Raw genomic sequence first — 10,636 nt, forward strand, 5'->3', positions numbered from 1 at the left:
CGGCGGCGACGGCGAGCCAGCGCCGGCCCCTGCGCGGCGCGGATCGGCTGACGCGCACGGTCAGAGCCCGCTCGCTGCAGCCGAGGACAGCTGCGGCGTCCGCATACGTCAGGCCGTCCCACGGGATGAGCAAGAGGGCCTCGCGCTCGGCGGGGCTGCACGCCGCCAGTGCCGCGATCATCGCGTCACGTTCGGCGACGGCCTCGTCGGGCGGCAGCGGCGCAGGCGTTCGCCAGTATTCCGAAACCGCTTGTTGCCAAAGGGATTCCGCGCGCCGCTGGCCGCGCGTGCGGTTGTGGATCGTATGTCGCGCGGTCACCAGGAGCCACGGCAGCGGCTCCGCGGGGAGTTCCGCGCGGCGGCGCCAGGCGTGCAGGAAGGTCTCGGAGACCACGTCCTCACACTGTCGATGGCGATGTGCCGGCGGGCGTAGGCATAGACCCGCGGCGCGTGCTCCTGGAAGAGCTGGGCGAAGGCCAGGTCACCCACCGTGGCCCCCTCGGTGTCGTGGTCGCATGCCGGGTAATGTCCGCCCGGTCCACGATGTCACAACACCCGCGTCACGACGGCCAGGCCTTACTCATTCCGAGAGGCGGGCCTCGAACATGGCGCGTACGTCGGCGTCGGCCCGCAGCAGGTCGAGGGCGTATGCCGCGTGGCCGGGCACATAACCGTTGCCGACGAGCATCGTGACGTCGGCAGCGAGTCCCTCGGCCCCGAGCGCCGCGGCGGCGAAGTTGGTCGCCATCGAGAAGAAGATGACGGTGCCGCCTTGGGCGGTGGACAGGATGGCCGGCTGCTCACACCCCGGGACGTCGACACAGACCACCGTCAGGTCGGCCGGCCCACCGGCGGCTGCGACGGCCTGCGAGAGCCCCAGCGGAGAGCGGGCATCGGCGATGACGACGGCATCGGCCAGCCTAGTCGCACGCAGGCGCTCTGCCTCAACCTCGTTGGGCACCACGGCGATTCGCCGCCCACCCCCCGACGCGGCCGCGGCTGTGCGAGCGCCAGCGAGCCGGACTTGCCCGCCCCACCGAGGACGAGCACGGTCGGGGCGGCGCCCCGGGCGGCATATGACTCGACGACCCGGCGGACGAGGGCGGGGGCGCCGCATACGTCCATGACCATCAGCGCGAGCTCGGGCGAAAGGTCCTCCGGCAGCTTCGCCGCGATCGAGCGACCGAAGAGGATCGCGTGCCCGTGCGCGGGGACGCGCTCGCTGCGTCCGTCCCAGGACGCCAGGCCGTCGGTGATGACCAGCGGCGTCAACGACAGCGAGACGAGGGTGGCTACGCGGTCGCCGACCGCGAGGCCGAGCGTCGACTCCGGCCCGACCTCCTCGACCGTGCCGATGAGCATGCCGCCGGAGCCGGTGACCGGGTTCTGCATCTTGCCCCGCGTCGCGACGATGTCGAGCACCTGCGCCTTGAGCGCCTGCGCGTCGAGGACTCCGTCGGCGGTGTGGCTCTCGGCGAGCTGGCGATAGGACGCGGCGTCGAGATTCAGGGTCTCGACGGCGACGCGCACCTCGTCCGGCCACAGCGGCGAGGTGGCGTCGAGCCGGCAGGCGGCCTGCGGCAGGCTCTCCCCCGCGGGCTCGAGGACGCGATGCAGACCAACGGGCGACGAAACGGGACGGGACACGGAAAGATCTCCTTGCTATCCGGCATACCACCGCAACTCTTGCGTCGAGACTTCACGAACACAGGAGTTCTTGTCTATCCTGTCATGTATGACAGCGCACGTCGAGCAGCCCTACGTCTATACCCAGCGGGAGTTGGTCGAGCCGGACTGGACCCGCTTCCCCGGCTGGCGCGATGTCACCCCCGCGCAGTGGGAGGACGCGCAGTGGCAGCGCGTCAACTGCGTCAAGAACATCAAGCAGCTGCGCGACCTGATGGGCGATCTGCTGCAGGAACGCTTCTATGCCGACCTCGAGCGCGACCAAGCCGAGCGCGCGACGATGTCGATGCTGGTGCCGCCGCAGATGATGAACACGATGGTGGCGGCCACCGCCGATCCGATGCCGGCCGCCGGCGCCGACTTCACCGCCGCCTTCTACGCCGACCCGGTGCGCCTCTACATGCTCCCGGTCTTCTCCGACCGCCGCACCGACTGGCCGAGCCACCCCTACGCCACCCGGGACTCGCTCCACGAGCACGACATGTGGGCGGTCGAGGGTCTGACGCACCGCTATCCGACCAAGGTGCTCGCGGAGATGATCCCCACCTGCGCGCAGTATTGCGGCCACTGCACGCGCATGGACCTTGTCGGCAACTCCACCCCGCAGGTGGCCAAGCTCAAACTGGCCGGCAAGCCGGTCGACCGGTATGCCGCGATGCTCGACTACCTGCAGCGCACCCCGCAGGTGCGTGACGTCGTCGTCTCCGGCGGCGATGTCGCCAACATGCCGTGGAAGAACCTCGAGGCCTTCCTCGACCAGCTGCTGCGCGTCGACAACATTCGCGACATCCGCCTCGCCACCAAGGCCCTCATGGGCCTGCCGCAGCACTGGCTACAGCCCGATGTCGTCGAGGGCATCGAGCGGGTCGCCAAGACGGCCCACGAGCGCGGCGTCTCCCTCGCCATCCACACGCATGTCAACAACTCCGCCTCCGTCACTCCGCTGGTCGCCAAGGCCTCCCGCACGATGCTCGAGGTCGGCGTGCGCGACGTCCGCAACCAGGGCGTGCTGATGCGTGGTGTGAACGACAGCGCCGACCAGCTGCTGGACCTGTGCTTCGCGCTCCAGGACGGCGCGATGATCACGCCGTACTACTTCTACATGTGCGACATGATCCCCTTCTCCGAGCACTGGCGCGTCTCGCTGGCCGAGGCGCAGCACCTCCAGCACGCGATCATGGGATACCTGCCCGGCTTTGCCACGCCGCGCATCGTCTGCGATGTGCCGTTCGTCGGCAAGCGGTGGGTGCACCAGGTCGAGTCGTATGACCGTGAGCTCGGGATGTCGTTCTGGCGCAAGAACTATCGCACCTCCATCGAGGCCGCCGACACCGAAGCGATCTCGCGCGACTATGTCTACTACGACCCGATCTACTCCCTCCCCGAGTCCGGGCAGCAGTGGTGGCGCTCGCAGGGCGACCACGGCGCCGACCTCGAGATCGCCATGGCCCGCGCCGCGGCGTCGCGCGACGCCGCCTCCCGCGCCGCGGACCTGCTCGCCGTCCACTAGCCCTCGCGGGCGGTGGGTCGTCGGCTCTGGGCGGCTTTCTAGCGGTTCGCAGCGCGAATGTTGCGATGCGTACCGCAAGAAAGTGGCACTGGGCGGAAAAGTGCGTCATGGCCCGCCCGCGGTGACCGGGACCACGTCCAGAATGCGACCCCATGGGGTGTGCTGCGGCGGGCGCGCCGATAGGCTCACGATCGTGACCGCCATCGTCGAACGTCCCCGCGTCCTTGCCGATGTCATCCCCGGAGGGCTGGTGCGCGATGCCGCGCTCGTCCTCGGTGGCGCCGGCTTCATCGGCCTGCTGGCGCAGTGGGCCATTCCGCTCGGCTTCACCCCGATCCCGCTCTCGCTCGGCACCTTCGCCGTGCTGCTGACGGGTGCCGCCCTCGGCGCCGGCCGCGGCCTGGCGTCGGTCGGCATCTATGTCCTCGCCGGGATGGCCGGTATGCCGTGGTTCGCCGAGCACCGCAGCGGCTGGGGCTTCCCGAGCTTCGGCTACCTGATCGGGTTCATCCTCGCCGCCACGCTCGTCGGAGCGCTCGCCTCCCGCGGCGGCGACCGGACCGTGCTGAAGACCATCGGCCTGATGGTCCTGGGCAACCTCGTCATCTACGCCGTCGGCGTGCCCTATCTCGCCGCCAACACCGGCATGGATCTGAGCACGGCGATCGAGAAGGGCCTGACCCCCTTCCTCCTCGGTGACGGCCTCAAGATCGCGGCCGCCGCCGGTCTCCTGCCCGGCGCCTGGGCCCTGGTCCGCCGCGTGCGCTGAGGCACGTGGCCAAGAAGTCGACGCACACCTCCGGGACCCCGGCAACGGTCGCCTTGACCGCGGCCGGGGTTCGCTTTACGCAACACACCTACCCGCACGACCCCAGCGCACCGTCCTACGGACTGGAAGCCGCGGAAGCACTGGGAGTGCCGCCCGCCCAGGTCTTCAAGACGCTTCTCGTCGACCTCGAGGGCGGACCCGACCGGACCGCCGTCGGCATCGTGCCGGTCACCCAGCAACTGGACCTCAAAGCCATGGCGACCGCCTGCGCCGCCAAGCGCGCAACGATGTGCGATCCCGTTGCCGCACAACGCATCACCGGCTACGTCGTCGGCGGCATCTCCCCCGTCGGGCAGAAGCGCGCGCTGCCGACCCTGCTCGACGAGAGTGCTGCGGCGCAGGCCGTGGTGTATGTCAGCGGTGGCCGAAGGGGATTCGACATCGGCCTTGCCCCGGCCGAATTGCTGCGCGTCATCGTCGGACGGTATGCCGCCATCGCGCGTTGATCTGCGCCTTACTCCCAGGGGGTGGAGAGCACGATCGTCGTGTGGGTCGAGACGTTGGCGGCGGCGCGGATCCGGCTGATGAGTGACTCGAGCGCGCCGGGCGTGGCGACGCGGACCTTGAGCAGGTAGTTCGAATCCCCGGCGACCGAGTGGCAGGCCTCGATCTCGGAGATCCCGCGCAGCCGCTCGGGGATGTCGTCGGGCGCGGAGAGGTCGAACGGGGTCACGGCGATGAAGGCGGTGAGCGGGTCACCGAGCTGGTCATGCGCGACACGGGCGCCGTATCCGAGTAGCACCTTGCGCTCCTCCAGCCGCCGAACCCGTTGGTGGACAGCGGATGTCGACAAGCCGACGGCCTTGCCCAGGTCGGTATAACTCATCCGGCCGTCCTGGCGAAGCAGCTGCACGAGTCTTCGATCGACGTCTTCCACGGGACAAGCTTTACTGCGCGCGGCGCGAAGCGCAATCGGACTTTTCGGCGGGCTCGTGAGCAGGCGGCATGATGTGCCGTATGACCGAGCCCCGCTTGATGCTGCTGGACTCCGCGAGCCTGTACTTCCGGGCCTTCTTCGGCGTCCCGGACGACCGGCCGGATGATGCCCCGGGCCCGGCCACGAACGCCGTGCGGGGTTTCCTCGACTTCATCGCCACCTTGGTGCGCGAGCATCACCCGACCCACTTGATCGCGTGCTGGGACAACGACTGGCGCCCGCAGTTCCGGGTGGACGCGATCCCCTCCTACAAGACCCATCGGGTAGCGGACGGCTCGGTCGAGGAGGAGGAAGTGCCCGACGCCCTGACTCCGCAGGTGCCGATCATCGTCGATGCCCTTGCGGCACTGGGCATCACGCGCCTCGGCGCCGACGGCTACGAGGCCGACGACGCGATCGGCACCCTTGTCGCCCGGCACAAGGGCACGATGCCGATCGACGTCGTCACCGGCGACCGGGACCTCTTCCAACTCGTCGACGACGCTGCTCACGTACGCGTGCTGTACACCGCCCGCGGCGGCGTTCGCAACGCCGATGTCGTCGACGAGGCGTTCCTGATGGAAAAGTACGGCGTCGCCAACGGCGAGCAGTATGCCGATATGGCGGTCCTGCGCGGCGACACGAGCGACGGCCTGCCCGGCGTTGCCGGGGTCGGCGAGAAGACCGCGGCGAAGCTCATCACGGCATACGGCTCGCTGACGGCCCTCCGGGAAGCGATCGACGGCGGCGACCCGGCGATCAAGGGGGCGCAACGCCGCAATCTCGAGGCGGGCTCGGCCTATCTGGATGTCGGTCCCCTCGTCGTGCGCGTCGCCCACGACGCGCCGGTGCCCGACGAGTCGGGCGAGTTGCCGACCGAGATCGCCGATCTTGCGGGTATGTCGCGGCTCGCCTCGGAGTACGGGCTCACCTCGCCCATCAACCGGGTGATCGACGCCCTCGGCCTCGGGTGAACGGGCCGGCGGGCTGCACTCGGTGCGACTGGGCCACCCGAGCGGGTCAGCGGGCGAACGTTCGGCGGTAGTCGGTCGGCGGGACCCCGACGTGCGCGGCGAAGTGGTGGCGCAGCAGCGCCGAGCTGCCAAAACCACACCGGCGGGCGATGCTCTCCACGTCGAGGTCAGTGCTCTGCAGCATACGACCCGACGCCATAGGCGCAACCCTCCCACCGAATGCGGTATATCGCGCGAAAACGTGGCACCATCGGTGGAGCACGTCCGCACCACAATCCCTGGGGAAAAGTCACGATGACCATGCATGATCGCCGCACGCTGCTCACTGGAGCCACCGCCGTCGCCCTCTCGGGGGCCGTCACCACCGTCGCGTCCGGCGCCCACGCCGAGACCCCCGCCCGGGCCGGCGCGACCTACCTCGGCACGGTCCTCGGCGGGGCATTCGCGTCGATGTATCCCGTCGACGTTGCCACGACGAGCGCCTATTACTACGTCGTCGACCCGGGCCGCTATCGCGTCGAGCGCGTCGTGCGTGCCACCGGCAAGATCGACAAGTGGACCAAGGGGGGCAAGGGCACCGGCGACGGCGACATGGGCGCCGCCCGCGCGGTCGCGGTCGACAAGTCCGGCGCCGTCTATGTCGCCGACACCCCCAACAACCGCATGGTGAAGTACTCCCCGGACCTGCAGACCGAACTCGCCAAGTGGGGCACCAAAGGCACCGCGCCCGGGCAGTTCACCGCCGTCTATGGCGTCGCGGTCGGTCCGGGGCTGGACCAGAACGGCGCCCCCGCCGAGGTCGTCTACACCGTCGACGGCAGCCGGGTGCAGGTGTTCACCAAGACCGGCGCCCTGATCAAGGTCTTCGCCACCGGGTTCAACCAGCCCCGCCAGATCGAGGTCAACAAGGTGACGGGCGATGTCTATGTCGTCAACGCCCGCGAGCGGCGGATCGACGTCTTCAGCAAGGCCGGAAACGCGCTCTTCTCCTTCGGCTCGGAGGGCAGCGGGCCGGGCCAGTTCAAGGGCGACCCGCGCGGGATCACCCTCAGCCGCAACGGCAATATCGCCTTCGTCACCGATGACGGCAACGCCCGGATCATCGCCTTCTCCACCACGGGCACCACCCGCGGCAAGCAGCTCTACGCCATCGGCGGGGGCACGAGCAAGGCCTTCATCGACCCGCGCGGCGTCGACGTCACCCCCGACGGCCTGCTCCTCGTCGCCGACGAGTGGGATTACTCCCTCAAGGAGTACAGCTTCACTTCCGCTGGTGCCACGCTGAAGCGTCGGTTGTTCGGGGTTCGGGCCCCCAAGACCGGCGCCAACAGCCCGCGCGGCGTGGCCGTCGACGCCAAGGGCAATCTCTTCGTCAGCGACTGGTGGAACCAGCGCATCGTCCGCAAGGACGCGGCCACCGGTGCGATCACGACCTGGGGCCAGCGCGGCATCCGCGGCGAAGTCATGTCGCTGAACTTCCAGTGGGCGGTGGCGGTCCAACCGGGGACGGGTCACGTCTTCGTCGCCAACCGCGAGAGCCACGAGATCAAGGTCTTCAACAACACCGGCAGCCAGCAGTTGTTCGTCTGGGGTTCACGCAACTCCCAGCCCGGCAATTTCACCTTCCCGCAGGGCCTGGCCTTCGCCCCCGACGGCACCTTGTGGGTCGCGGACTCGGGCAACAGCCGGGTGCAACAGTTCCGCGTCAACGTCGCCAACAAGACGGCGACGGTCCTGAAGGCAGTCGGCAGCGCCGGCACCGGCGTGGGCCAGTTCGGGATGCCGACCGGCATCTCCGTCGACGCCGACGGCACCGTCTACGTCGCCGACACCCTCAACAACCGGATCCAGGCCTACCGCAACGGTTCGTGGTCGGTGGTTCCCGTCTCGGGGACCCGGGGCTTCCGGGTGCCGTGGGGCGTCACCGCCGCCCCCGACGGCTCGCTCTGGGTCGCCGACACCGGCAACAAGCGCCTGGTCAAGATGAGCACCTCCGGCGCCTTCGCCTACGAGGTCACCGGCGCCTCGGCGGGTACCACCGCCTTCGGCGGCCCCTTCCAGGTCACCTTCGTCAACGCCTCGACCGCCTATATGTCCGACACCTGGGGCAACCGGGTCATCAAGCTCTCGGTGAGCTGACCCGCGGGGTCGGCCACGTAACCTCTGCTAGCAGAGGCTTGTCGAATCAGCACACCTTGCTCGGTCTGCTGATTTGGCTAGCCTCTGCTGAGTCGCTCTGTGCCCCAGCTGGTTTCGAGTTATCCACAGCTCGGCGACCGGAGACTGGCCGGGCCGGGCGACGTCCGACACGATGACGCGATGGAACTTCATCAGCTGGCCATCGACCATCTTGTCCCTACGTCCGAGGCGAACAGGATCGGTCTCGGACCCTACGAACTCGCCCAATTGCGCAAGTCCGGGCGGATCTGGCGACCGATCCGGGGGTGGTATGCCGTGTGGTCCCCCGAGGACCCCATCCCGCCGTGGGAGGGTGAGACGCCGTGGAATGCGGCCGCCAACAAACACCGGCTCCTTGCGGCAGCTCTGCTCCGGTCTTTCGGGGGGAGAGTGGTGGCCAGTCACCGGTCGGCTCTGGTCCGCGACGGAGAAGCTCCGCGAGGACGACCTGCGGCTCGACGGCTGGGCCTTTGCCCGGATCCAGCCCGACGAAGTGCTCCAGTTGGCTGTCGTGCGCCAGAAAGTGGAGAAGGCACGCGCCTTGGCCCGCCAACTCCAAGCGACCCAGCGCGCGGCATACGGCGATCCCGCGACGCAACTCAGCAGACCTTAGTCAAATCAGCACACTGTCCTAGCTGTGCTGATTTGACTAGCCTCAGCTAGCAGAGGTTACTGGGCCCCAACGGTTTTCAGTCGAGGCGGTCGGCGGCGACGACGCCGCGCATGACGGACGTGGTGGCCTGGCGGGCGAGGGTGCGCAGGTGGGGTTCGGGGGCGGCGTCGGCGATCTGGCCGAGCAGGTCGACGACCTGCTTGCAGCGGCGGACGAAGTCGCCGGCAGCCAGGTCGGTGTCCTTGAGCACGACATCGAGACGCTGGCCGGCGGCCCACCGGTGCACCGACCACGCCAGTCCGGCGTCGGGCATGGGGGTATGCGGCAGCCGCGCCGCCTCCTCCCGCTCCTCCAGGCTCGCCCAGATGTCGAGCATCCGCGCGGCCGCCTCGGCGACGCCGTCGGTGGGCATCCGCGGCTGCGGATCGGTCTCGCCGAAGCGCGGCTCGTGCACGAGCATCGACACGCACGCCGCGAGTTCGGAGGAGTCCAGGCGCTTCCAGACGCCTTGGCGCAGGCACTCGGCCGTCAGCAGGTCCCGGTCCGAATAGAGCCGCCGCAGCCGCTCCCCGTCCGGGCTGACCGCCTCGCCGCCGTCGACGAGATAGCCGAGGTCGGTCAGCAGGCCGCAGATGCGTTCGAAGGTCTTGGCGACGGTGTTGGTGCGAGCCTCCACCTGCCGGGTCAGGCCGTCGGACTCCCGGCGCAGTCGCCACCAGCGATCGGACCAGCGGGCGTGCTCCTCACGGTCCGGGCAGGCGTGGCACGGATGGGCCCGCAACTGGCGGCGCAGTCCGGCGATCCGGGCGTCCTCACCCCCGGCCGCCGCGCGGCCGGCCGTGGCGGGGTCGACCTCCCGCGGGCGGCGTGGTGCCTTGATGCGCAGCGTCGTCGCCAGGTCTCGGCGGGATTTCGGCGACTTGGCGTTGAAGTGCCGGGGCACCGGCATCGACCCCATCGCCGTGACAGCGGTGGGGATGTCGCTCAGCGTGAGGGTCTTGACGTGCTTGTCCTCGGTCAACACGGTGGGCAGCGAGGTCTCCCCGCGATAGGACCTGGACGGCTCGATGACCACGGCAAGCCCGGCGCGCCGGCCGGCGGGGATGGTGATGATGTCGCCGACCCGCAGCGCCTCCAGCGAGACGGCTGCCTCGGCCTTGCGGGCCGCCGACCGCGCCTTGGCCCCCTCCTTCTCGAGCTGGGAGATCTGGTGGCGGATCGCGGCATACTCCCGGAAGTCCCCGAGATGACAGTGCATCGCCTCGGCATAGCCCTCCAACGCCGCCTGCCGGTCCTTGCCCTCCTGCACCAACCCCACGACGGACCGGTCCGCCTGGAACTGCGCGAACGACGTTTGCAGCACCTCCGACGCCCGCGAACGCCCCACTTGCGCAACGAGATTGACGGCCATGTTGTAGGACGGCCGGAAACTCGAGCGCAGCGGGTAGGTGCGCGTCGAAGCGAGCCCAGCGACATAGACCGGGTCGACGCCGCGCCGCCACACCACGAGGGCGTGCCCCTCGATGTCGATGCCGCGGCGGCCGGCCCGTCCGGTCAACTGGGTGTATTCGGCCGGCGAGAGGTCGACATGCGACTCGCCGTTGAACTTCACCAGCTTCTCCAGCACGACCGTGCGCGCCGGCATGTTGATGCCGAGCGCCAGGGTCTCCGTGGCGAAGACGGCCCGGATGGCGCCGGCGGTGAAGAGTTCCTCGACGATCTCGCGGAAGGTCGGCAGCATCCCGGCGTGGTGAGCCGCGAAACCACGCGAGATCCCCTCGACGAAGTCCCAGTAGCCGAGGACGCCGAGGTCCTCGTCGGCCAGGCTCGCCGAACGCTCCTCGACCAGCCGCCGGTTGCGCTCGCCCTGCTCCTCGGGGATCAGCCGGATGCCGTTGCCGAGCAGCTGGCCGACGGCGGCGTCACAGCC

General features: G+C 69.4%; 12 protein-coding genes. 6 read left to right on the top strand and 6 right to left on the bottom strand.

Annotated features, from left to right (window positions below; translation table 11 throughout):
- From BN11_RS23895 to kdd, 3 genes are all read right to left on the bottom strand, one after another.
- On the bottom strand, window positions 1-394 hold a 394-nt coding region (locus BN11_RS23895; RefSeq protein ID WP_053084118.1), incomplete at its 3' end, for an RNA polymerase sigma factor.
- Between the two features lie 186 nt (window positions 395-580).
- Entirely contained in the window at window positions 581-829 is a 249-nt protein-coding gene (locus BN11_RS25255) for a hypothetical protein (protein WP_235435486.1), read from the bottom strand.
- A 2-nt stretch (window positions 830-831) separates the two neighbouring features.
- Window positions 832-1,647: an L-erythro-3,5-diaminohexanoate dehydrogenase gene (kdd, locus tag BN11_RS14275; protein ID WP_235435487.1), complete on the bottom strand. Its 816-nt coding sequence runs from the start codon at window positions 1,645-1,647 to the stop codon at window positions 832-834.
- Between the two features lie 88 nt (window positions 1,648-1,735).
- On the opposite strand from kdd, the gene BN11_RS14280 reads away from it, so the two are divergent.
- From BN11_RS14280 to ybaK, 3 genes are all read left to right on the top strand, one after another.
- The gene (locus BN11_RS14280; RefSeq protein ID WP_048698702.1) at window positions 1,736-3,196 is read left to right on the top strand and encodes a KamA family radical SAM protein; all 1,461 of its coding nucleotides are present in this window, start codon (window positions 1,736-1,738) and stop codon (window positions 3,194-3,196) included.
- A 193-nt stretch (window positions 3,197-3,389) separates the two neighbouring features.
- Window positions 3,390-3,965 carry a biotin transporter BioY gene (locus tag BN11_RS14285; RefSeq protein ID WP_235435488.1) on the top strand — a complete coding sequence of 192 codons (576 nt, stop codon included), beginning with the start codon at window positions 3,390-3,392 and terminating at the stop codon, window positions 3,963-3,965.
- 5 nt (window positions 3,966-3,970) lie between these two features.
- Window positions 3,971-4,471, top strand: coding sequence for a Cys-tRNA(Pro) deacylase (ybaK, locus tag BN11_RS14290; protein WP_048698706.1), 501 nt, complete (start codon window positions 3,971-3,973; stop codon window positions 4,469-4,471).
- An 8-nt stretch (window positions 4,472-4,479) separates the two neighbouring features.
- On the opposite strand, the gene BN11_RS14295 is transcribed toward ybaK, so the two are convergent.
- On the bottom strand, window positions 4,480-4,902 hold the full coding sequence (locus BN11_RS14295) for an Lrp/AsnC family transcriptional regulator (RefSeq protein ID WP_048698709.1): 423 nt from the start codon (window positions 4,900-4,902) through the stop codon (window positions 4,480-4,482).
- Window positions 4,903-4,982: 80 nt separating this feature from the next.
- On the opposite strand from BN11_RS14295, the gene BN11_RS14300 reads away from it, so the two are divergent.
- Window positions 4,983-5,915, top strand: a complete 933-nt coding sequence (locus BN11_RS14300) for a 5'-3' exonuclease (protein WP_048698712.1) — start codon at window positions 4,983-4,985, stop codon at window positions 5,913-5,915.
- Between the two features lie 46 nt (window positions 5,916-5,961).
- On the opposite strand, the gene BN11_RS22860 is transcribed toward BN11_RS14300, so the two are convergent.
- On the bottom strand, window positions 5,962-6,099 hold the full coding sequence (locus BN11_RS22860; protein WP_235435489.1) for a helix-turn-helix domain-containing protein: 138 nt from the start codon (window positions 6,097-6,099) through the stop codon (window positions 5,962-5,964).
- 110 nt (window positions 6,100-6,209) lie between these two features.
- On the opposite strand from BN11_RS22860, the gene BN11_RS14305 reads away from it, so the two are divergent.
- Window positions 6,210-8,054 (top strand): SMP-30/gluconolactonase/LRE family protein, encoded by a 1,845-nt coding sequence (locus BN11_RS14305; protein ID WP_162213243.1) that lies wholly within the window; start codon window positions 6,210-6,212, stop codon window positions 8,052-8,054.
- A 367-nt stretch (window positions 8,055-8,421) separates the two neighbouring features.
- A complete protein-coding gene (locus BN11_RS14310) occupies window positions 8,422-8,706 on the top strand; it encodes a hypothetical protein (protein WP_048698718.1) in 285 nt (94 codons plus the stop codon).
- 76 nt (window positions 8,707-8,782) lie between these two features.
- On the opposite strand, the gene BN11_RS14315 is transcribed toward BN11_RS14310, so the two are convergent.
- On the bottom strand, window positions 8,783-10,636 hold a 1,854-nt coding region (locus tag BN11_RS14315; RefSeq protein ID WP_048698721.1), incomplete at its 5' end, for a DEAD/DEAH box helicase.

The organism is Nostocoides australiense Ben110 (genome assembly GCF_001050535.1).
GTDB lineage: Bacteria > Actinomycetota > Actinomycetes > Actinomycetales > Dermatophilaceae > Nostocoides_A > Nostocoides_A australiense.

Coding starts and splice junctions, on each gene's coding strand:
- BN11_RS14305 (WP_162213243.1), top strand. CDS start 6,210: ATGACCATGCATGATCGCCGCACGCTGCTCACTGGAGCCACCGCCGTC.
- BN11_RS14310 (WP_048698718.1), top strand. CDS start 8,422: ATGCGGCCGCCAACAAACACCGGCTCCTTGCGGCAGCTCTGCTCCGGT.
- BN11_RS22860 (WP_235435489.1), bottom strand. CDS start 6,099: ATGCTGCAGAGCACTGACCTCGACGTGGAGAGCATCGCCCGCCGGTGT.
- BN11_RS14280 (WP_048698702.1), top strand. CDS start 1,736: ATGACAGCGCACGTCGAGCAGCCCTACGTCTATACCCAGCGGGAGTTG.
- BN11_RS14300 (WP_048698712.1), top strand. CDS start 4,983: ATGACCGAGCCCCGCTTGATGCTGCTGGACTCCGCGAGCCTGTACTTC.